Source organism: Gordonia sp. LUNF6, assembly GCF_047041125.1.
Taxonomy (GTDB): Bacteria; Actinomycetota; Actinomycetes; order Mycobacteriales; family Mycobacteriaceae; genus Gordonia; species Gordonia sihwensis.
This window is the reverse complement of record NZ_CP178181.1, coordinates 1,373,191-1,395,141: the sequence shown is the minus strand read 5'-3', so window position 1 is coordinate 1,395,141 and position 21,951 is coordinate 1,373,191. Positions and strand designations below refer to the sequence as shown.

At 66.5% G+C, this 21,951-nt stretch carries 20 protein-coding genes and 1 rRNA gene; 2 read left to right on the top strand and 19 right to left on the bottom strand.

Annotated elements, in window-relative coordinates; all coding sequences use genetic code 11:
- Positions 1–44: 44 nt before the first annotated feature.
- Positions 45–1,566 (bottom strand): 16S ribosomal RNA (locus tag ACK8HH_RS06525).
- A 636-nt stretch (positions 1,567–2,202) separates the two neighbouring features.
- Here ACK8HH_RS06525 and mftM point away from each other — a divergent pair.
- The gene (gene mftM, locus ACK8HH_RS06520) at positions 2,203–3,045 is read left to right on the top strand and encodes a mycofactocin oligosaccharide methyltransferase MftM (protein WP_278126865.1); all 843 of its coding nucleotides are present in this window, start codon (positions 2,203–2,205) and stop codon (positions 3,043–3,045) included.
- A gap of 35 nt (positions 3,046–3,080) precedes the next feature.
- Here mftM and ACK8HH_RS06515 read toward each other — a convergent pair whose 3' ends face one another.
- The 7 genes from ACK8HH_RS06515 to murA all read right to left on the bottom strand — a co-directional run bounded on the left by ACK8HH_RS06515 (position 3,081) and on the right by murA (position 11,607).
- Complete coding sequence (locus ACK8HH_RS06515) at positions 3,081–3,722, bottom strand: MadR family response regulator transcription factor (RefSeq protein ID WP_062367570.1); 642 nt, start codon at positions 3,720–3,722, stop codon at positions 3,081–3,083.
- Positions 3,722–5,056: a MadS family sensor histidine kinase gene (locus ACK8HH_RS06510; protein ID WP_411815879.1), complete on the bottom strand. Its 1,335-nt coding sequence runs from the start codon at positions 5,054–5,056 to the stop codon at positions 3,722–3,724. The genes ACK8HH_RS06515 and ACK8HH_RS06510 overlap by 1 nt, the downstream gene beginning before the upstream one ends.
- 2 nt (positions 5,057–5,058) lie before the next feature.
- The gene (locus ACK8HH_RS06505) at positions 5,059–6,237 is read right to left on the bottom strand and encodes an iron-containing alcohol dehydrogenase (RefSeq protein WP_062367568.1); all 1,179 of its coding nucleotides are present in this window, start codon (positions 6,235–6,237) and stop codon (positions 5,059–5,061) included.
- Between the two features lie 35 nt (positions 6,238–6,272).
- On the bottom strand, positions 6,273–7,775 hold the full coding sequence (madC, locus tag ACK8HH_RS06500) for a MadC family VWA domain-containing protein (RefSeq protein WP_006896391.1): 1,503 nt from the start codon (positions 7,773–7,775) through the stop codon (positions 6,273–6,275).
- A complete protein-coding gene (locus ACK8HH_RS06495; RefSeq protein WP_081598107.1) occupies positions 7,772–8,845 on the bottom strand; it encodes a MadB family AAA-type ATPase in 1,074 nt (357 codons plus the stop codon). Before ACK8HH_RS06495 ends, madC begins: the two co-directional genes overlap by 4 nt.
- Positions 8,846–8,883: 38 nt before the next feature.
- Positions 8,884–10,155: an NDMA-dependent methanol dehydrogenase gene (mdo, locus tag ACK8HH_RS06490; protein WP_006896393.1), complete on the bottom strand. Its 1,272-nt coding sequence runs from the start codon at positions 10,153–10,155 to the stop codon at positions 8,884–8,886.
- 195 nt (positions 10,156–10,350) lie between these two features.
- Positions 10,351–11,607, bottom strand: a complete 1,257-nt coding sequence (gene murA / locus ACK8HH_RS06485; protein WP_006896394.1) for a UDP-N-acetylglucosamine 1-carboxyvinyltransferase — start codon at positions 11,605–11,607, stop codon at positions 10,351–10,353.
- A 37-nt stretch (positions 11,608–11,644) separates the two neighbouring features.
- Between murA and ACK8HH_RS06480 the strand changes: the two genes are divergently transcribed.
- On the top strand, positions 11,645–12,235 hold the full coding sequence (locus ACK8HH_RS06480; protein WP_006896395.1) for a cob(I)yrinic acid a,c-diamide adenosyltransferase: 591 nt from the start codon (positions 11,645–11,647) through the stop codon (positions 12,233–12,235).
- A gap of 20 nt (positions 12,236–12,255) precedes the next feature.
- Here the strand turns inward: ACK8HH_RS06480 and ACK8HH_RS06475 are convergent, their stop codons facing one another.
- The 11 genes from ACK8HH_RS06475 to ACK8HH_RS06425 all read right to left on the bottom strand — a co-directional run bounded on the left by ACK8HH_RS06475 (position 12,256) and on the right by ACK8HH_RS06425 (position 21,949).
- Positions 12,256–12,705: a DUF2550 domain-containing protein gene (locus ACK8HH_RS06475; RefSeq protein WP_006896396.1), complete on the bottom strand. Its 450-nt coding sequence runs from the start codon at positions 12,703–12,705 to the stop codon at positions 12,256–12,258.
- Between the two features lie 136 nt (positions 12,706–12,841).
- A complete protein-coding gene (locus ACK8HH_RS06470) occupies positions 12,842–13,219 on the bottom strand; it encodes a F0F1 ATP synthase subunit epsilon (protein WP_006896397.1) in 378 nt (125 codons plus the stop codon).
- Positions 13,220–13,228: 9 nt separating this feature from the next.
- Positions 13,229–14,674 carry a F0F1 ATP synthase subunit beta gene (gene atpD / locus ACK8HH_RS06465; RefSeq protein WP_006896398.1) on the bottom strand — a complete coding sequence of 482 codons (1,446 nt, stop codon included), beginning with the start codon at positions 14,672–14,674 and terminating at the stop codon, positions 13,229–13,231.
- A 38-nt stretch (positions 14,675–14,712) separates the two neighbouring features.
- Complete coding sequence (locus ACK8HH_RS06460; protein ID WP_006896399.1) at positions 14,713–15,666, bottom strand: F0F1 ATP synthase subunit gamma; 954 nt, start codon at positions 15,664–15,666, stop codon at positions 14,713–14,715.
- Position 15,667: 1 nt separating this feature from the next.
- Positions 15,668–17,302, bottom strand: a complete 1,635-nt coding sequence (gene atpA, locus ACK8HH_RS06455; RefSeq protein ID WP_006896400.1) for a F0F1 ATP synthase subunit alpha — start codon at positions 17,300–17,302, stop codon at positions 15,668–15,670.
- A 66-nt stretch (positions 17,303–17,368) separates the two neighbouring features.
- Positions 17,369–18,193, bottom strand: coding sequence for a F0F1 ATP synthase subunit delta (locus tag ACK8HH_RS06450; protein WP_006896401.1), 825 nt, complete (start codon positions 18,191–18,193; stop codon positions 17,369–17,371).
- 124 nt (positions 18,194–18,317) lie between these two features.
- The gene (locus tag ACK8HH_RS06445) at positions 18,318–18,872 is read right to left on the bottom strand and encodes a F0F1 ATP synthase subunit B (RefSeq protein ID WP_006896402.1); all 555 of its coding nucleotides are present in this window, start codon (positions 18,870–18,872) and stop codon (positions 18,318–18,320) included.
- 14 nt (positions 18,873–18,886) lie between these two features.
- Complete coding sequence (locus ACK8HH_RS06440) at positions 18,887–19,129, bottom strand: ATP synthase F0 subunit C (RefSeq protein ID WP_006896403.1); 243 nt, start codon at positions 19,127–19,129, stop codon at positions 18,887–18,889.
- A 113-nt stretch (positions 19,130–19,242) separates the two neighbouring features.
- The gene (atpB, locus tag ACK8HH_RS06435; RefSeq protein ID WP_231875735.1) at positions 19,243–19,971 is read right to left on the bottom strand and encodes a F0F1 ATP synthase subunit A; all 729 of its coding nucleotides are present in this window, start codon (positions 19,969–19,971) and stop codon (positions 19,243–19,245) included.
- Between the two features lie 301 nt (positions 19,972–20,272).
- Positions 20,273–20,764, bottom strand: coding sequence for a hypothetical protein (locus ACK8HH_RS06430; RefSeq protein WP_412475636.1), 492 nt, complete (start codon positions 20,762–20,764; stop codon positions 20,273–20,275).
- Between the two features lie 27 nt (positions 20,765–20,791).
- Positions 20,792–21,949 carry a glycosyltransferase family 4 protein gene (locus ACK8HH_RS06425; protein WP_006896406.1) on the bottom strand — a complete coding sequence of 386 codons (1,158 nt, stop codon included), beginning with the start codon at positions 21,947–21,949 and terminating at the stop codon, positions 20,792–20,794.
- Positions 21,950–21,951 lie beyond the last annotated feature (2 nt).

Genomic DNA, 21,951 nt, shown 5'->3' with positions numbered 1-21,951 from the left:
GATACACATTCGGCACCAGCATCGACGTGTTGTTTGCTCCTTAGAAAGGAGGTGATCCAGCCGCACCTTCCGGTACGGCTACCTTGTTACGACTTCGTCCCAATCGCCGATCCCACCTTCGACAGCTCCCTCCACAAGGGTTAGGCCACCGGCTTCGGGTGTTACCGACTTTCATGACGTGACGGGCGGTGTGTACAAGGCCCGGGAACGTATTCACCGCAGCGTTGCTGATCTGCGATTACTAGCGACTCCGACTTCATGGGGTCGAGTTGCAGACCCCAATCCGAACTGAGACGCGCTTTAAGGGATTCGCTCCACCTCACGGTCTCGCAGCCCTCTGTACGCGCCATTGTAGCATGTGTGAAGCCCTGGACATAAGGGGCATGATGACTTGACGTCATCCCCACCTTCCTCCGAGTTGACCCCGGCAGTCTCCTGCAAGTCCCCGGCATAACCCGCTGGCAATACAGGACAAGGGTTGCGCTCGTTGCGGGACTTAACCCAACATCTCACGACACGAGCTGACGACAGCCATGCACCACCTGTACACCAACCACAAAGGGGGGCCGTATCTCTACGGCTTTCTGGTGTATGTCAAACCCAGGTAAGGTTCTTCGCGTTGCATCGAATTAATCCACATGCTCCGCCGCTTGTGCGGGCCCCCGTCAATTCCTTTGAGTTTTAGCCTTGCGGCCGTACTCCCCAGGCGGGGTACTTAATGCGTTAGCTACGGCACGGAACTCGTGAAATGAGCCCCACACCTAGTACCCACCGTTTACGGCGTGGACTACCAGGGTATCTAATCCTGTTCGCTCCCCACGCTTTCGCTCCTCAGCGTCAGTTACTACCCAGAGACCCGCCTTCGCCACCGGTGTTCCTCCTGATATCTGCGCATTTCACCGCTACACCAGGAATTCCAGTCTCCCCTGTAGTACTCAAGTCTGCCCGTATCGCCTGCACGCCTGCAATTGAGTTGCAGAATTTCACAGACGACGCGACAAACCGCCTACGAGCTCTTTACGCCCAGTAATTCCGGACAACGCTCGCACCCTACGTATTACCGCGGCTGCTGGCACGTAGTTGGCCGGTGCTTCTTCTCCAGGTACCGTCACTTACGCTTCGTCCCTAGCGAAAGAGGTTTACAACCCGAAGGCCGTCATCCCTCACGCGGCGTCGCTGCATCAGGCTTGCGCCCATTGTGCAATATTCCCCACTGCTGCCTCCCGTAGGAGTCTGGGCCGTGTCTCAGTCCCAGTGTGGCCGATCACCCTCTCAGGTCGGCTACCCGTCGTCGCCTTGGTAGGCCATTACCCCACCAACAAGCTGATAGGCCGCGGGCCCATCCTGAACCGCAAAAGCTTTCCACCACCAACCATGCAATCAGTGGTCCTATCCGGTATTAGACCCAGTTTCCCAGGCTTATCCCAGAGTCCAGGGCAGATCACCCACGTGTTACTCACCCGTTCGCCACTCGAGTACCCAGCAAGCTGGGCCTTTCCGTTCGACTTGCATGTGTTAAGCACGCCGCCAGCGTTCGTCCTGAGCCAGGATCAAACTCTCCAACAAAAAATGCAGAAACCACAAGATTTCAACACAAAGCCAGAAAACAGAACCTGACCAAATCCAAAAAACTGACATGGTAAAAAATTCATCCAAAACACTCACCAACCCCCCAAAAGGGCCGGCAAGCACAATCTGTCCAAAAATCTCCCACGCCACAAAACAAAAAAATAGTGGCACAAGAAATCCAAAACACACTATCGAGTTCTCAAAGAACACACACCCACCAGAACCAACCCCCACAAACAAGGGCCGAACACCAGCAGACATCTGCAATTAACTGTCAGCCACCCCGTCTCCGAGGCGACCTTCCCAGCCTACCAGACCGGAATCCTCCCTGCAACCGCGACATTCTCGAACTCCGAAGAAGAACGGGAAGTCCGCCAGACGCAGGACCGCTACTCTACCCCCACCACCCCGGCAAGATCAACTCACCGACCGGAAGGACATTTCGCTCGCCAGCACCGACGCGCTGACCTGCAATAAGTTACGCAGCGCGGCCCGGAAGGTCAAATCGCCAGGTCGCGAGAGTGAACATTCGGCGGTTTCCGCAGGTCGACGGTCGCAGACCTGTACTTTCGGTCAGCTCCCACGACCGTTGGGTCAGTTACCCCGAGGGCGCCACCGTCTTAGCGTCGGAGAATGAGCACCGCCACCGCACTCCCAGCCGCTCTATCTGCGCCGACACGTGGCTTGGTCGTCGAGACCGTGTCCGGCCGCTCGGCACTCGCCGGTTTCCGAGGATCCGGTCGGCTGAGGTGGCGACGATCCGGCGATCTGCTCGAGCTGGCGCACCCCTACGGTCCACGCGACATCAGCGATTCGGTGGTTGTCGGCGAACTCACCGCGCTGGTGTCGGCCGGCGCGATCGCCGGCCAGGAGGAGTTCGAGGCTGCGGCGGTCGAACTCATCACCGGGTGCACCGCCGATTCGGACGAGGCCTGGGTCGCCTTCTATCGCAACTCAGTCCGGGAACTCCGTGATGGCTCAGTGCCGTTCAGTCCGATCCATCGCCGCGCTCGCGGCCTTCTCGTCGGCGAATCCGTCCTCGAGGTGGGCTCGTGCTTCGGCTTCTTCGCCCTGCAGTGCGCCGGCGACGGATTCGCGGTGACGGCCACCGACATCTGCCAGGGCGCCCTGGACCTCCTCGGCCGCGCCTCGTCGAGCCTGAATCTCCCGGTGACGACCGTCCCGGGCGATGTTCGCCGCCTGCCTTTCACTGATGACAGTTTCGACACAGTGACGATACTGCATCTTCTGGAGCACCTCCCCGCAGACGATGTCTGCACCGCGATCGCCGAATGTTGCCGGGTCGCGCGGAGTCGCGTGGTGGTCGCGGTGCCGTACGAGGATGAAGTGTGTCCCCACTTCGGCCACCTCGAGCTGCTCCGCGAGGCCGACCTCCGGCAGTGGGCGCAGGCGGTCGGTGAGCACCGCACGACGATCTTCGCCGACCACGGTGGCTGGCTCGTCATCGACCTGTAGACGAAGACGGCCGTCATTCACCGCCGGGGTCGCGATCAGATCAGTCCGCGCTTGCTCGCGACGTACACCGCGTCCGTGCGCTTCGAGACCCCGAGCTTCCGGATCACATTGCGGATGTGGAACTTCACCGTCGATTCCGAGATGAACAGCGTTCTGCCGATCTCGGCATTCGATTTTCCGTCCGCCAGCAGCTTGAGTACTTCGCGTTCGCGGTCGGTGAGATCCGCCGGCGCCTCGTGCTCACCGGACACGGTGCGGAGCACGATCGCGGCACTCCGCGGGTCGAAGGCGCTTCCGCCCGTCGAGACGGTGCGGATGGCGCGGATCAGTTCGGTGGTGTCGACGTCCTTGACCACGTACCCCTTGGCGCCGGCGCGGACGGCCCGCACCACCAGATCGTCGTCGAGGAACGTGGTGAGCACCAGAGTCGCGACCCCGGGATTCCGCTTGGCTATCTCCCGGATCAGGCGCAGACCCTCGTATTCGGTACCCGCCGTGAGCTTGAGATCCACCACGACCACATCGGGCGCACAGTGGGCGATCTCGGCCAGCGCGGCGTCGAAGGTTCCGGCCTCGCCGACCACCACCACGTCGTCGTCCCGCTCCAGCAACGACCGCAGGCCTTCGCGCAGCAACGCGTGATCATCGATCAGGACCGTACGTATCGGTGCACCCATCAGATCTCCTCCTCCACCGAGTCGCCGGAACCCGGCGGAACGAGCGGCAACACGGCGGCGATCCGCACGCCACCGAGCCGCGACCTGCGGATACGCAGAGTCCCGCCGAGTTCTTCGGCCCGAGACGCCATGTTCGCCAATCCCCGATGACGGCCGGCCGCGCGGTCTCCGGCCAGTGCTGCCCGCAGAACCGAACGCAGGTCGTCGGGATCTCCGGCCCCGTCGTCGTCCACCCACAGCGTCACCCGCTCATCGGTGTAGCCGAAGGTGACGTTCACCCGTTCGGCCTCGGAGTGCACGGCGGCATTGAACAAGGACTCCCCCGCGATCCGCAGCACGGCGTGCTGGAGGTCGCCGGAGAGCTCGCGCGGCCGCCCACGGACGGTCACTGACGTCTGTGTGTCGGCAGGCATGTGCAGGGCGCACAATTCATCGAGGGTCTCGGCGATGCTGGGCGCCGGTGTCCGCGCATCGGCGAGCGTGTAGATCGCGTTCCGCAACTGCTCCATCGCGTCGCGAGTGAGCCGGACCGCCTTGTCGACGTGGTCGGCTGCCGGACCCGACACCGACGGGCGGCACAGTTCCATCTGCAGCCCGGCCGAGAGAACCGACTGACCGACCGAGTCGTGCAGCTCGCGCGCGATGCGCGCCCGCTCGCCGCCCAAGAGTGCGGTGCGCTGGGCCGCGGACAGCTCGCGCTGGGTCCGGAGCAGTTCCGAGTTCCGCTCCGCGAGTTCCTCAGCCCGACGGTCGGTCTCCGCGAACAGCGCGGCATTCACCATCGCCACAGTTGCCTGACCGGCGAGGATGCGTAGAACCATGAGATCGGCCGGGTCGACGTCGCGGTCGGCGGGCGTCCACGCCGACAGTCCGCCCACCACTCGCCCGTCCAATTCGACCGGCACATGGATGTGGTGCTCGGAGACGATCGGGCCGTGAAGGACATCGCGTTCGCCGCGCAGGACGTCGTTGAGCCTGTTGAGCACCTGATCGGGCAGATCCGTCGGCTCGGTCGCGATCCGGACGCCCTCGAAGGCCATGATCCGCCCGTCCCCCGACGCGATCAGGTGCCGCGGGGTGGTCTTGCCCAACTGACCGTCGGCCAGCGCGAACAGCACCCAGTCGGCGCCGAGATGGTCTCGTACCGTCTCCACCACCGCGACCACCAGTGCCTCGGGCCCCTCGGCGGTCTGCACCAGCGCCTTCGAGATCCCCTCCAACGCGGTCATCACCCGGCTCAGGCGCGCCGCCGTGCCCCGGAACTGCGCGTAGTGCCCGCCTTTGACGGTGCGCAGGCCGACGAGGCTGGCGAGGTCCGGTTCCTTCTCGGGCACGGTCACATCGCCTGCCGGTACAGGTCGAGGATCGCGGCCTCCTCCGGCCGCCGCGGGTTGGTGATCATGCACGAATCCGCCAGAGCGTGCGAGGTGAGCAGATCCAGGTCACCGGACCGCACGCCGAGGGGCGACAACGTGTCGGGCATGCCGACCCGCGCCGCGAGCCGTGCGACGGCGTCGGCCAGCCGGTCGGCCACGGCCCGCGGGTCTCCCGACGTCGCCAGCCCGACGGCGTCGGCGAGTTGCACGAAGTCGTCCGCGCACACCACGGCGTTGTAGCGGATGACGTGCGGCAACAGGACGGAATTGATGGTGCCGTGCGGGGCGTCGCAGTATCCGCCGACCGGGTGGCTCATAGCGTGGGCGGCGCCGAGGATCGCGTTGGTGAACGCCATACCGGCCCGCAGCGACGCCAGCGCCATCTCCTCGCCGGCTCCGGCGTCGCGCGGGTCGTCGACCAGCCGTTCCAGGTTATTCCACACTCCGCTGAGCGACTCGAGCGCGAGCGAGTCCGTGAGCCTACCGTGAGCCAGGGACACGTACGCCTCGACGCAATGGGTGAGCGTGTCCATCCCCGCCTGCGCGGTCACTTCCGGCGGTGCGGTGGTGAGCAGCGTCGGATCGATCACCGTCACATTCGGCACCAACGTGCGCCCGATGATGGTGACCTTGGTCCGCCGCTCGGGATCGTTGATGATGCAGAACTGAGAGACGTCGGCCCCGCTGCCGGCTGTGGTCGGCACTGCGACCAGCGGCGGCAGCGGCCGCACCGCACGGTCGATGCCCTCGTACTCGAGGATCACCCCGCCGTTCGACGCGAGCACGGCGACGCCCTTGGCCGTGTCGATCACCGATCCCCCTCCGAGGGCGATGAGGCCGTCGGCACCGTGTGCGCGATACGCGGCGAAGCCGTCGGCCACCTCGCCCGCCCGAGGGTTCGGCGTCACGTCCAGATACGACGCCGGACTCAGACCCTGGGCACGGAGGTCGTCGAGCAGTGCGCCGTACCAGGGCGCGGCCTCCAGGCGGCGGTCGGAGACCACCAGCGGTCGGCGGACCCCGAGCCCGGCGACGGCCACGGCGGCCTCCGGGAACGATCCGGGGCCGAGCACGATCTCCGGCGTGTGAAACTTCGCGACGCTGGTGGTGGCGCGCCGCGGCGCCCGGTCACCGTTCACCGATCACCTCCTGTTCGCCGGTGACGCTACCCCGCTCAGCGCAGCGCCGCGCCGAGTTCATCGCACCGGGTGAGGATCTCTTCACCGTCGCGCGCGCTCACGACACCGGCACAGTGTTCGGCGTAATCGCCTAGCGCACAACCGGTTTGGTTCCAGTATCGGGAGGGTTCCGGCGTCAGCCATGCCACTCGGTAAGCGCGGCGCGCGATCTCGGCGAAGAGGTCCACCCGGGGATCGAAGGCGTTGCTCCGTCCGTCCCCGACCACCAGCACGCTGGTCCGCCGGGAGAGCAGGTCGCCGAAGCGGTCGAGCACGGCGGCCCAGGTGCGTCCGTAGTCGCTCGTCGCGGCGAGGTCGAGACCGTCGGCGGCCAGGACTGCCGCCAGAGCGTCGTCGGTGTCGGCGGCCCGCAGAGCCGGCGTCACAAGCACCGGATCGTCGACGAAGGCCATCACCTCGCATCGATCGCCGAAGCGGTGCAGGGTCTGAGCGAGCCGCAGGATGAAGCCGGCGACCGGGCGCACCGATAGGGAGACGTCCACGATCACCAACAGTCGCACCGGCCCGGGCACGGTCCGGCGTCGCCACAGGTCGACGGGAATCCCGTCGGTCGCGATCGCCGCGCGCATGGTGGCTCGCATGTCCAGACGGCCGGTGTCGGCGAGTCGGGGAACCCGTCTCGGAGCTCCTCGCATCCGCTGGACCAGCCGATGACAGGCCCGATCGAGATCGGCCTGGTCGCGGTGTTCGACGGCAGTCCCGGCCGGATCGGCCGCCACCGTCTCGATCCGCTCCGACAGTGCGTCGACGAACCGCGCGAGGGCTTCCTCCAGCGCCTCGCGCCGTTCGGCGCCGAGCCCGGCGACCTGGTCGCACGGACCGTCCTGCTCGTACGCCGTCCGGCCGTCACCCGCGCCGAGCGCGCGCAGCAGACTGGCCGCGTCGGCCAGCGACAGCGCGCCGCCCTGGACGCGCGCGGTGCTCGCGACCAGTTCTCCGACGTCCGCGGCAGCGGCGTGGTCGACATCGATCGTGTACGTCGCACCGCTGCTCACGTTGTCCGATTCGGTCGCGACCTGCAGTTCCTCGGTGCCGGACGAGACGGAGAAATCGTCGTCCTCGCGGTGCGAGCTCTCGCCCGTCCGTTCGGCGGCATCGGGATCGTCGATCATCAGATCGCCGATCTCCTCGGTGTGCTCGTCGGCACCGATCATCCGTCCGGCGCCGGTGAAGTCCTCGTCCCAGGCGACGTCGTCGGGCAGATCGTTGACGACGGTCCGCACCTTCGGCCGATCGGCGGCCGTCTCCTCGGGCCGGCCGAGACCGAAGTAGGTCGCGAACGCACGCTCGAACATCGGCTGCTCGTGCGAGTACTTCACGCTGGCGCACCGGAGCCCCGTCCGGAGGCGATCGAGATCGGCCGCTCCGACGATGTCCATCACACGCCGGATCTCGATCACCTCCGCGGGCGACGCCGGGAGGCCGTGGGCTCGCAGCGTGTGGCCGAAGGCCACGGCGAGACCGTCGAGCACGGTCATCGCCGCGCTCCGGCACCGGACCGGGCCCGGCCGGCACCGAAGGCGGTGGCGGTCCCCGAACCCGTCACGCCCGAACCCGCCGTCCCCGATCCGGCCTTCGCACCCGATCCGAGATCGGACGCGAGGAGCCGTCGCACCTGGTCGAGGTCGGTGCCGAACTTCACCAGCAACGACATCAACGCCGGGTCGCCGTCACCGGCTCGCCGATCACCCAGGAGTGCCGCGGCCCGCGCCGCGTCGATCACCTCGGCGATCGACGGACTCTTGCGGAGCGGGAGTTCGCGGAGCCGGCGCGCCAGATCGACGACGTCGGCGACCACCGCCTCGGGCACCCCGGGCGCCCGCACCGCCACGATGCGCTGCTCCCGCTCGGCCGTCGGGTACGACACCTGGAAGTGCAGACACCGCCGCTTGAGCGCGGGCGAGAGCTCCCGGGTGTCGTTGGAGGTGAGGATCACCCACGGCGCCGACCGCGCGACGAAGGTGCCGAGTTCGGGAACGGTCACCTGGCGTTCGGCGAGCACCTCCAGCATCACCGCCTCCATCGCCTCGTCCGTGCGGTCGATCTCGTCGACCAAGAGCACCGTCGGCGCCGTGGACATGATGGCCGCGAGGAGCGGACGCGGCACCAGGAAGTCCTCGGTGTACACGCCGACGTCGGTTCGCGCGAGCGCCGACGACGCGGCCGAGAGCGTCTCGTGGGCCGCCAGTTCGTCGCTGATGCGGTCACGGAGCATCTGCACGTGCAGCAGTTGGCGTGCGTAGTCCCACTCGTACAGCGCCCGCGCGTCGTCGAGGCCCTCGTAGCACTGGAGCCTGATGAGTTCCCGGCCCGACGCCGCGGCGAGGGCCTTCGCCAGCTCCGTCTTCCCGACGCCGGCCGGGCCCTCCAGCAGCAACGGACGGTCGAGCAGGGTCGCGAGGTGCAGCACCACCGCGAGGTCCGGCTCGATCAGATAACCCTGCGCCTCCAGCGACGCGGTCAGGTCGTCGACCGTCTCGAACTGCGCGATCGGTTCGCCGTCCCGCGGTTCGGCAGGCACAGGCTTCCTCGTCTTCGTCGTCTCCATCACGGCACGTATCTCCTCGTCCTGCTCGACCGTCGCGATCAGTAGCTTCCGGTCATCGCGTGGCGGATCATCGGAATCTGCGACTCGACCGTGCATTCGCGCGGATTGGCCGGCGTGCACCAGTCCTCCATCATGTGCTCGGAGATGGTGCGGATCATCTCGTCGGAGGTGTCGATCGACGAGCCGCGGCCTTCGTACTTGCCCGTGTTCATCCGGTTCTTCTGGTAGGTGTCGGGGTGCACCGAGCCGAAGTTGTCGGGAATGCCGAGGTCCTTCGACAGCCGGATCGCGGCCTCGACCGCGGCGTCGGCCGCCTGCACCGTCGTCATGTTGCGGGTGTCGACGCCCATCAGCGGAGCGATCTCGGCGAATCGCTCGTACCGCGCCGGCAGGTTGTACTCCCACACGCGCGGCAACGCGATCGCGTTGTTCAGTCCGTGATGCAGGTCGAAGTACGCGCTGACCGCATGCGACATCGAGTGGATCTGGCCGAGACCGCCCGAGTTGAACGCCTGGGCCGCGATGTACTGGGCGTGCATCATGCCGGTCCGTGCCTCCAGGTTGTGGGGGTCGTAGACGGCGGTGGGCAGGTGTTTCGCGATCAGCTCGATCGAGTACTTGGCGTTCCCCAGCGAGGGCGCGAAGTCCAGTCGCGAGACGTACGGCTCACTGGCGTGTGCGAGGACGTCGAAACCGCAGTACGCGGTGAACTCCTGCGGGCACGAGTAGTAGAGCAACGGATCGTCCATCGCCAGATCCACCAGGCAGGTGTCGTCGAAGGCCACCCACTTGTGCGGCTTGTCCATGTCGGAGGTGTCGGTGATGACGTACGCCCACGACGTCTCCGAACCCGTGCCCGCGGTGGTCGAGACCGCGATGTGCTTCGGGTTCTCCTTATTGGTGGCCTTGGAGAAGCCTTCGAACTCGTTGATGTTGCGGCCGTCGTGCGCGATCACCATTCGCGCGCCCTTCGCCGCATCGTGGCTCGAGCCGCCGCCGACCGAGATGATCCCGTCGCACTTCTCCGACTGGTAGCGAGCCGCGGCGTCCATCGCGTTGGTGTCCTTCGGGTTCGACTGCACCTCGTCGAACAGGACCACGTCGACGCCCTGGTACTCGATCTTCCCGGTCAGCTCCTCGATGATCCCGGAACCGCGCAGGCCGGTCGTCATCAACAGCACGCGGGTCATGCCGAGTTCCTTGGCTTCGACACCGAGCATGTCGTGCGCGCCGACGCCGAGCTTCGCCTTCGGGAACGGGTGGAACTCCTTGATCGGGAAGTCCCAGATCTGATTCAGCTCGATTGCCATGGGCTGGTCAACTCCTTCTGTCGGGGATGCGGTGCACCCCGTTGCCGAAACGGTCCCCACCAGCGTGTTCCCCGTCACATCATGGCGACAAGGGGCCCTGACCCGGCGCCGAGAGGATCAGCCCGAGCGGATGGGAGACGCACCTGGCCGTTCGGACAGGTTCTGCGTTGAAGGAGGGCGAACGACGAAGGGCGTTCAGCCGGAGACGCGCTCGATCTTGCCGCCGAGCGCGCTCAGCTGCTCTTCGAAGTTCGGGTACCCGCGGTCGATGTGCTCCACGTCGTGCACCTCGGTGACGCCGTCGGCGACCAGACCCGCCAGCACCAGACCGACGCCGGCACGGATGTCGGACGACCACACCGGCGCGCTCGAAAGCGTCTCGACACCGCGGATCACCGCGTGGTGCCCGTCGGTGCGGGCGTCGGCGCCGAGCCGCACCATCTCCTCGACGAACCGGAAGCGCGCCTCGAAGACGTTCTCGGTGATCATCGACATGCCCTCGGAGACGGCCGCCAGCCCGATCGCCATCGGCTGCATGTCGGTCGGGTAGCCCGGATACGGCAGCGTCGCGGTGTTCACCGCCACCGGCCGGCCTGCCTGCACCACGCGGAAACCGTCGTCGAACCGCTCCACCGTGGACCCCGCGTCTTCGAGCTTCTTCAACACGAGTCGGAGATGATCAGGGTCCACGCCGCGCACCCGGATGTCGCCGCGGGTCATCGCCGCAGCCACTCCCCAGGTTCCGGCGACGATCCGGTCGCCGACCACGTGGTGGCGGGTCGGGCTCAGCGACCGCACGCCGGTGACAGTGAGCGTGGGCGAGCCGACGCCGTCGATTCGGGCGCCCATCTGGATCAACATCTCACAGAGGTCGACGATCTCCGGTTCGCGAGCGGCGTTGTCGATGGTCGTGACGCCCTCGGCGAGCACGGCCGCCATCAGGATGTTCTCGGTGGCTCCCACCGAGGGGAACTCCAGCGCGACCGCCGCACCGGTGAGTTCCTCGGCCTCGGCGACCACGCAGCCGTGCTCGATCGCACTCTGTGCCCCCAGCGCGCGCAGTCCGGCCTGGTGCATGTCGAGCGGCCGGGAACCGATGGCGTCACCGCCCGGCAGGGCCACCACCGCCCGGCGTCGCCGGGCCATCAGCGGGCCCAGCACACAGACCGAGGCGCGGAACTGCTTCACCGCGTCGAAGTCCGCGTGGTACTCGGGCTCGGCGGGCACGTCGATCACCACCACGTCGCCGTCGATCATCACCTCGGCGCCGAGTCCGCGCAGCACGTCCGCCATCAGCGGGACGTCGGCGATCTCGGGCGCATTGGTCAGAACTGTGCGGCCCTCCGCGAGCAGTGCCGCCGCCATGAGCTTCAGAACGCTGTTCTTGGCTCCCCCAACCGTCACCTCTCCCGCCAGCCGTGCCCCACCAGTAACCAAGTAGCGATCACTCACGCACACAGCTTATCGCCGGACGCGTAGGTTGACAGACATGGCAGTCCATCTCACGCGCATCTACACCCGCACCGGCGACGACGGGACCACCGGTCTCTCCGACTTCTCACGAGTCCCGAAGACCGACTCCCGAGTGGTCGCGTACGCCGACTGCGATGAGGCCAACGCGGCCATCGGAGCCGCTCTCACGCTCGCCGCGGACGTCCCGCCCGATATCGCGGAGGTCCTGACCACGGTCCAGAACGACCTCTTCGACGCCGGGGCCGATCTCTCCACCCCGGTCGTCGACGATCCGAAGTATCCGCCGCTGCGGATCGAACCGGAGTACATCGACGCGCTCGAAGCCTGGTGCGACTCCTTCGGCGCCGAGCTCGCTCCCCTGGACTCGTTCATCCTCCCCGGCGGTACCGGGCTGTCGGCGCTTCTGCACCAGGCGCGGGTGGTGACCAGGCGAGCCGAGCGCTCCGCCTGGGCGGCGATCGCCGAACATCCCGACGATTCGTCCGTGCTTCCGGCCAAGTACCTCAACCGGCTCTCCGACCTGCTCTTCATCCTGGCACGGGTCAGCAACGTGCGCGCCGGGGTCGGCGACGTCAAGTGGGTTCCGGGAGGCGACCGGAAGCGGTGAGGAGCGGGGCGCGCCCGGTATCAGGCGGCCGGACGACGCCGCTTGGACCGCTTCGGGGCACGCGCCTCGATCCACGACTGGAAGGCCGTGGAGACCGCCGGGCTCATGCCGATTTCGTAGCGGCCACCGGCACCGGAGCGCCCTATCGACAGCTCGACGATGGCGAAGTCGGCGTCCATGATCTCCAGTTCGGTGCCGACCGGGGCTCGGCGTCCCACGATCTCGATCCGGCGGCGCGAGAGGCTGACGGTGGGGCCCGGACGCAGGGAACTGAGGCGGTAGTACGCGAGGGCGTCGTCGCCGTACTGCACCGACCCGTGCCGCCAGCCCTGATCGGCGTCGGCGGGCAGCGACCGCAGCAGCACCGGAGTCCCGGCGCGCCGGACCTCGATCAGCCGGTAGACGACGCCTGCGGCCACGAACAGGCCGGCCACGACGACGCCGACGATCACCCATACCCACATCGGCACCGCATCAACCTCCTCACATGCAGGTATACACGACCGCGGATGAGCCCTTCCTGAGACGACGACAGCCGCCCTGCAGAGCAGGACGGCTGTCGTCGTCTAAATCACATCTGCTGCGCGCAATGTCGCAGTCTCCCGGTCAGCCCACGGCTTCCGCGGCGCGGACCCGGGACTTGGCCCGGAGGAACTCCGCGCTGCCCTCGTCGGCCGACTCCAGCACCGAGCGCTCGGCGGCGACATCGATGTCGGAGGCGAACTGCGCGTGCTCGGCGAGCACGGTGACCGACTCGCCGGTCACCGACAGGAATCCGCCCTGCACCGCGAACGCGGTCCGGTTTCCACCGGACTCGGTCACGACGACGCAGCCGCCGGGAGCGAGCTCAGCCAGCATCGGAGCGTGGCTCGCGAGAATGCCGAGTTCGCCGACGGTGGTCTGAGCCACGAGGAACGTCGCGTCGCCGGAGTACAGTTCCGAGTCCGGCGAGACGACCTCGAGTCGGAAAGTCTTGTCAGCCATGAGCAGCGACTACTTTCCGGCGATCTTCTTGGCTGCAGCCTCGACGTCGTCGAGCCCGCCGCAGCTGTTGAAGGCCTGCTCGGGCAGGTGATCGAACTCGCCCTTGCACACGCGGTCGAAGGCCTCGATGGTGTCCGACAGCGGGACGACCGAACCCTTCTGGCCGGTGAACTTCTCGGCGACCAGGAAGTTCTGGCCGAGGAACTTCTGCAGGCGACGGGCGCGCGCGACCGTGACCTTGTCCTCTTCCGAGAGCTCGTCCATACCGAGGATCGCGATGATGTCCTGCAGCTCCTTGTACTTCTGCAGGATGCGCTTGACCTCGTTGGCGACGCGGAAGTGCTCGTCGCCCACGATCGAGGCCTCGAGGATTCGCGAGGTCGAGGTCAGCGGATCCACGGCCGGGTAGATACCCAGCTGCGAGATCGGGCGCGAGAGCTCGGTGGTGGCGTCGAGGTGCGCGAACGTGGTCGCCGGCGCGGGGTCGGTGTAGTCGTCCGCGGGGACGTAGATCGCCTGCAGCGAGGTGATCGAACGGCCCTTGGTCGAGGTGATGCGCTCCTGCAGCTCGCCCATCTCGTCGGCCAGCGTGGGCTGGTAACCCACAGCCGAAGGCATACGGCCGAGCAGGGTCGAGACCTCGGAACCGGCCTGGGTGAAACGGAAGATGTTGTCGATGAACAGCAGCACGTCCTGGTGCTGCACGTCGCGGAAGTACTCGGCCATGGTCAGGGCCGAGAGAGCGACGCGCATACGCGTGCCCGGCGGCTCGTCCATCTGGCCGAACACCAGCGCGGTGTCCTGAAGAACGCCCATCTCCTCCATCTCGAGGTGGAGGTCGGTGCCCTCACGCGTACGCTCGCCGACGCCCGCGAACACCGAGGTGCCCGAGAACTCGCGAGCGATACGGGTGATCATCTCCTGGATCAGAACGGTCTTGCCGACACCGGCGCCACCGAACAGACCGATCTTGCCGCCCTTGACGTACGGGGTCAGCAGGTCGATGACCTTGATGCCGGTCTCGAGGATCTCGGTCTTGCCCTCGAGCTGATCGAAGGCCGGCGGCTTGCGGTGGATACCCCACTGCTCGCCGTCGCGACCGGTGCCCGGCGCATCCAGGCAGTCGCCCAGCGCGTTGAAGACGTGGCCCTTGACGACGTCACCGACGGGAACCGAGATCGGCTTGCCGGTGTCGACGACGGCCGCACCGCGGACGAGGCCGTCGGTGGGCTGCATCGAGACGGTGCGGACGACGTTGTCGCCGAGGTGCTGAGCGACCTCGAGCGTCAGGGTCTTCGCGACCGCCGGAAGGGTGACCTCCGCGTGCAGGGCGTTGAACAGGGCGGGAATGGCGCCGCGCGGGAACTCGACATCGACGACGGGGCCGATCACCCGGGCGACACGACCGGCTGTCGCGGACGCGGCCCCCGGCGTATCAGTGACTGCTGCAGTCATTGTTCTTCACTTTCCTTCAGGTGTGTCTTGTGTCGCGATCAGTTCGCCAGCGCTTCGACGCCGCCGACGATCTCGCTGATTTCCTGGGTGATCTGCGCCTGACGGGCCGCGTTGGCCTGACGGGACAGGTTCCTCTCGAGCTCGGTCGCGTTGTCGGTCGCCGCCTTCATGGCGGTGCGACGTGCCGCATTCTCCGATGCCGCCGACTCGAGCAGCGCAGCGAAGATCCGCGATGCCACGTACTTCGGCAACAGCGCGTCGAGCAGTTCCTTGGCCTCGGGCTCGAACTCCACCTCGGCGCTCACCTCGGCGTTGGCGGAGTCCTCGAGGATGTCCTCCCCCATGTTCAACTGCTCGATCTCGAACTCGACGTCGATCGGCGCCATCCGGCGCACCACCGGCTTCTGCGTCAGCATCGACACGAAACGCGTGTAGACGATGTGCAGTTCGTCGACGCCCTCGATCTCGCCGCCCTCGGGCAGCGCCACCGACTCACCGGATCCGGCCAGGAAGGAGTCCACGAGATGGTGGACCGCGTCGGCGCTGTCGGAGAACTTCGGCTGCTGGGAGAACCCGGACCAGCCGGCGGCCACCGGACGGTCACGGAAGGTGTAGTACCCGATGCCCTTGCGGCCCATCACGTACACGACCGGTTCCTTGCCCTCGCTGCGGAGCAACGAGAGGAGTTCCTCGGTCTCCTTCAGCACGTTCGAGTTGTACCCGCCGCACTGACCGCTGTCGCTGGTGACGACCAGGACCGCGGCGCGGCGCGGGTTCTCCCGATCGACCAGCAGCGGGCTGTCCAGGGACGTGGAGGCGTTCGCCAGCGTCGTGACGACCCGGGTGATCTCCTGGGCGTAGGGACGGGCGGCAGCCACCCGTGCCTGAGCCTTGGTGATCCGCGAGGTCGCGATCAGCTCCTGCGCCTTCGTGATCTTCTTCGTCGATTGAATCGACTTGATCCGTGAGCGCAGCTCCCGAATGGTTGCCATGTTACTTCAGCTTCTTCGTCACTCGGATCGTCTCGGACTCGACGTCCTCGGGCGCCAGCGGGTCGGCCTCGACCTCGACGACACGGCTGCCGTCAGAGGCGATGAAGCCGGCCTTGAAGTTGTTCGTGGCGGTCGCGAGCGCGGCCTTGTCCTCGTCGGTGAGCTTCTTGCCGCCGGCGATGTTGCTGTACACGCCGGAGGCGGTGTGCCGCAGATCGCCGAGGAGCTCGGCCTCGAAGCGACGGATGTCGGCCACCGGCACCGAGTCCATGAAGCCCTCGCCGCAGAGGTACAGCGAGACGATCTGGTCCTCGACGGCGACCGGGCTGTACTGATCCTGCTTGAGCAGTTCCACCCAGCGGGCACCGCGCTCGAGCTGTGCCTTCGACGCGGCGTCCAGGTCCGAGGCGAAGGCCGAGAAGGCCTCCAGCTCACGGAACTGCGCGAGTTCCAGACGCAGCGAGCCGGAGACGTCCTTCAGGCCCTTGGTCTGCGCGGCGCCACCGACACGGGAGACCGAGATACCGACGTTGATCGCCGGGCGGACGCCCTTGTTGAACAGGTCCGACTCGAGGAAGACCTGACCGTCGGTGATCGAGATGACGTTGGTCGGAATGAACGCCGAGACGTCGTTGGCCTTGGTCTCGATGATCGGCAGGCCGGTCATCGATCCGCCGCCGAGCTCGTCGGACAGCTTGGCGCAACGCTCCAGCAGGCGGGAGTGCAGGTAGAACACGTCACCGGGGTACGCCTCGCGGCCCGGCGGGCGGCGCAGCAGCAGCGAGATCGCACGGTAGGCCTCAGCCTGCTTCGACAGGTCGTCGAACACGATCAGGACGTGCTTGCCCTGGTACATCCAGTGCTGGCCGAGGGCCGAGCCGGTGTACGGTGCGAGCCACTTGAAGCCGGCCGAGTCGGACGCCGGAGCGGCGACGATGGTGGTGTACTCCATCGCGCCCGCCTCTTCGAGGGCGGTCTTGACGCCCGCGATGGTCGAGCCCTTCTGACCGATGGCGACGTAGATGCAGCGAACCTGCTTCTCCGGATCACCGGTGGCCCAGTTGGCCTTCTGGTTCAGGATGGCGTCGATGCAGAGCGCGGTCTTGCCGGTCTTGCGGTCGCCGATGACCAGCTGACGCTGGCCGCGGCCGATCGCGGTCATCGCGTCGACGGCCTTGATACCGGTGGCGAGGGACTCCTCGACCGGCTGACGCTCGAGGACGGTGGCTGCCTGCAGTTCGAGGACGCGGTCGCCCTCGGACTCGATGGCGCCCAGTCCGTCGATCGGCGAGCCCAGCGGGTCGATGACTCGGCCGAGGAACTTGTCGCCGACCGGGACCGACAGGACGTTGCCGGTGCGCTTGACTTCCTGGCCCTCTTCGATGTTCTCCGAGTCACCGAGGATGACGGCGCCGACCTCGTCCAGGTCGAGGTTCAGTGCGACGCCGCGGATGCCGCCGGGAAACTCCAGCAGCTCGTTGGCCATGGCACCCGGAAGGCCGCTGACGTGAGCGATGCCGTCGCCGGTGTCGGTGACGGTGCCGATCTCTTCTCGCGAGGCCTGGTTGCCCACGTCTTCGGTGTAACTTGCGATCGCGCTCCGAATTTCATCGGAGGAGATGGTCAACTCCGCCATGTTCCTGCTCTTCCTGGCTTTCTGGTTCTTGGTCTTGGGAATCGATTGTGGTGACGTGCGATGGTGTTACCGCAGGCCGCGACGCAGCGTCGCGATCTTGCCCGAGATGCTGCCGTCGATGCGTTCGTCACCGACACGCACCACGACGCCGCCGAGAAGCTCGGGATCGATGTCGACGTGCAGGGTGACGGGTGCCGAGTAGATCTCGGTGAGCTTGGCCGCGAGCGCGTTGCGCTGATCGCTCGACAGCTCGCCCGCGCTGGTGACGTAGGCGACCTTGCGGCCGTTGCTCGCCGCGGCGAGCTGCGACAGTTCGTCGACCGCGTCGCCGGGGAGCTCCTCGGTGGTCGCGACCGCGTTCACCGCCAGCCGCTCGGTGATGGTGTCCACCTTGCCGTCGATCAGCTTGCGCAGCAACGCGGTGCGATCGGCGGTGCTGCGTGCACGATCGGACAGTGCCTGCTCCAGAGCCGTGTCGCCCTTGATCACGCGTGCGAGGCGGAACAGCTCGTCTTCGACGGCATCGGACTTGCCCGCGTCCTTGGCAGCCAGCAGCAGAGCCTCTCGGCCCAGCCGGCGGAGGCCTTCGACGAGGTCGGCATCGCTTGACCACGCCCGCGCCGCCGTCGAGGAGACGATGGAACGGGTGGCGTCAGAGACCTTGCCGGTCAGGACCTTGTCGGCCACTGCCGCCCGGGTGTCGGGCGCAGTGCTCGAGTCGGCCAGCGCGATGCGCAGCGAGCGGTCACCACTGACGGCGTCGGACACCGACAGCAGTTCCTCGCCGACAGTCACCGCATCGGTGTCGGACGATGCGGAGGTTCCACGAAGGACGGTTTCCAGCTCAACGCGGGCCCCTTCGAGGGCTTCGCGGCTTGACGCTGCGTACATCTAGCTACATTCCTTGTCTAGGCGGACCCCGCCTGGGTGTCGGCTTGCCTCGGATGCGGCGGAGCGAGGGACGGAGATCTCTCCGACCCCCTCGCCGACCCGCACCATCGGTGTATCCATCGGATTACTTGGCGGTCTCGTTCGACACGCCGTCCAGCTCGGCGAGGAACCGGTCGACGGTTCCGGCCTGCTTGACGTCGTCCGACAGGGACGCACCGACCAGCTTCTCGGCCAGATCGACCGACAGCTTGCCGAGGTCACCGCGCAGTTCGGAGACGACCTGCTGACGCTGGGCGTCGAGCTGAGCCGCGCCGTTGGCGATGATCCGCTCGCTCTCGGTGGTTGCCTGAGCCTTCATGTCCGAGACGATCTGCGCACCCTGGGTGCGTGCCTCGTCGCGGATCGCCGCAGCCTCTTCACGAGCGCCTGCGAGCTGCTCGCGGTAGGCCGCCAGCTGCTGAGCCGCTTCGGCCTGAGCCGCCTCGGCGCGGGCGATACCGCCCTCGATCGTGTCGTGACGCTCGTCGAGCACCTTGCGGTACCGCGGGATGACGAACTTCCAGAAGACGAAGAGGACGACGGCGAAGGCGACCAGCGACCAGGTGATGTCGTACCACTCGGGAAGGAGCGGGTTATGGCTCTCGCTCTCTTCGGCGAGAATCAGACTGGTGTTGATCATGTCGTGGTCTCGTATCAGAAGATGAAGCCGGCGACGATACCGATCAGCGCCAGAGCCTCAGAGAGTGCGATACCGAGGAACATGGTGGTGCGGATCTGACCGGCCAGCTCGGGCTGACGGGCGATACCCTCGATGGCCTTGCCGGCCACGATGCCGACGCCGATACCGGGGCCGATGGCAGCGAGGCCGTAGCCGATCGCGCCGAAGCCCTTACCCGTGATGGTTTCGTCGGCCAGAGTCTGGGCGATGTAGCTCATCTTTGCGATTCCCTTTCTTGGTGGCTCCCCACCCGGTCGGGCGAGCGAGTCAGTCTGTTTCGGTCCGGCGCTCGTGCCGGCCCGAAGTATTCAGTTGGTCAGGACGAGTCGTGTCAGTGCGCGTCTGCGTGGATCGACTGGTCGATGTAGACCGCGGTCAGCAGAGCGAAGATGTACGCCTGCAGCGCGATGACCAGAAGTTCGAAGAAGGTGAAGCCGACGGCGGCGACGAGCGAGCCCAGTCCGGCGACGCTCCAGATGCCGCTCTTGTCGATGATGAAGAACTGCGTCGCGGCGAAGAACAGCGCGAGCATGATGTGGCCGGACAGCATGTTGGCCATGAGTCGGACGGTCAGCGTGAACGGCCGCAGAATGAAGGTCGAGACGAACTCGATCGGAACCAGCAGGAAGTGGATCGGCAGCGGCACACCGGGGAGCACGATCGAGGATCGGATGAAGCCGAAGAAGCCGAACTTGGCGATGCCCACCCAGCAGTAGGTGATGTAGGCGACCGCCGCCATCACCAGCGGCATGCCGATGCGTGCGTTGGTGGAGATGTTCAGGAACGGGATGATCGAGGTCAAGTTCAGGAAGATCGTCGCGAAGAAGATCGAGGCGATGATCGGCAGGAACTTGCGGCCGTTCTGCTTGCCGAGGATCTCCTCGGCGATGTTGATGCGCACCCAGTCGATGAAGCTCTCACCGACGTTCTGAAGACCACTCGGGACGATCTTGGGGCTGCGCAGAGCGAGCGCGAAAAACGCCGCGACGAGCACCGCCACGACGACTCGGATCAGCATGAGCCGGTCCATTCCCCACCAGGTGTCTTCTCCGAACAGCATCGGGGGGTAGAAGTCATCCAGGGACGGTGCGTGGAACTCGGCTGCGAGGGTGGCGCTCAGCGTTCTCTCCCGTTCTCGGGCCCGCACAACTTCTCAGCCGGCGGGTTCCATCGTTCAGTGTGCGAGGTGCCGCAGTGCATTGAACTGCACATTGCCGCATCGACCCGCGGTGAGCAGACTAGCAAGTCAGGATGGTCAGCGACCAATCCGGGGCGACAATATCTGCATATCGTCCCGATGCAATCGTTCTACTATCAGCCGTAGTAGCTGGTCAGGCGACCCTTCGTGATACTCGTCACATTCAGACCTCCGAGTCGGCGTCCGGACCCACATAGGTCTGCCGGGTGGTCAACACTCCCCACAGTTCGCTGCCCAGAACCAGAACGATCGCGCCGATCAGCATGCTGACCAGCGCGCCTTTGCTGTAGAAGGTCATATCCTTCAGAAGCGCGGTCACAGCGATCACGATCACCACCTTGACGAGGTATCCACCCATGAGGGCCCCCATCACCACGCTCGGTGACGCCTTCGCGGTGAGCAGGATGGTCAACACCGTGATGAGGATGAAGCCGCCGCCGATCGCTGCGCCCACCAGTACGCCCCACAACCCCGGAGTGCCCTTCCAGGGCCACCAGATCAGCAGGCCCGCGACGAGCAGCGCCCCGAGTCCGTAGAGGCCGTACCTGAGGCCGGCCCGCAGCGGCGCGGTGGGATCGGTGGCCTCGTCCAGCGCCCCCGAGTCGATGCCGCTCGCGGCCGGTTCGGGTGATTCGTTCTCGTCATTGGTCGACACGAGAGACCAGGTTAGCCAGCCGCCCCGCTATCGGGCGAACCGGCGGCTCAACCGCGGAGCGAAGGTCGCCGCCAGCGCGATGACCAGACCACCGAAGAACAGCGGCATCACCACCTCGAGAGGCAGCAGGCTGCCCGCCGCCACGGAGAAGGCCAGCACGCCGACCCACAGGTAGATCAGCAGCGCCACGCGTCGCTGCGAATGTCCGAGTTCGAGCAACCGGTGGTGAAGGTGCATCTTGTCCGGCGTGTAGAAGCCCACTCCGGCGCGCGTCCGCCGGATCACCGCCATGATCATGTCGAGCATCGGAATGAACATCACCGCCGCCACCAGGATCAGCGGCGAGAGCAGGGTGAACATATCCGCGGGGCCGTATGCGCTGCGGGCGACGCGGCCCGAGGCGCTCGTCGACGCGGCGGCGAGCATGAGTCCGATCAGCATGGCGCCCGAGTCGCCCATGAAGATCCGCGCCGGCGAGAAGTTGTGCGGCAGAAAGCCCAGGCACGCGCCGGCGAGAGCCACGGTGATCAGGGCCGGCGGGTAGTAACTCACGTCGCCGCCCTGGTCGTGGAGGAGTCCGAGGGAGAACAGGCAGATCGCACTGGCGGCGATGAGCCCGAGTCCGGCCGCGAGGCCGTCGAGTCCGTCGACGAAATTGATCGCGTTGATCGTGGTGACCGTGATGGCGACGGTGAGCAGGCCGGCCTGGAGCGGATCGAGGACCACCGTGCCGATGTCGGCGAACGGCACGTAGAGCAGGTACCAGCTGACGCCCATGATGACCAGGACGCCGGCGGCGGTGAGCTGTCCGACGAATTTGGTCAGCGCATCCAGGCCCCAGCGGTCGTCGATCACGCCGACGAGCACGATCACCAGTCCCGCGGTGATGACGGCCAGCATGTCGTGGGTGTACGAGAATCCGCGGTTCAAAGCGGGCAACTGTGCGGCCAGGCCGATCGCGCAGACGATGCCGATGTACATTCCGACACCGCCGAGCCGCGGCGTCGGGATCACATGGACGTCACGCTGCCGGGGAACGGCGACGGCGCCGAAGCGGACCGCACAGACCCGCACCAGCGAGGTCAGGAAGTACGTGATCCCCGCGGCGGTGAGGCCGACGAGCGCGAGTTCGCGCAAGGGCACGCCAGCACCGCCGCCGGACGACTCCAGCGCGTATTCGAGCACCG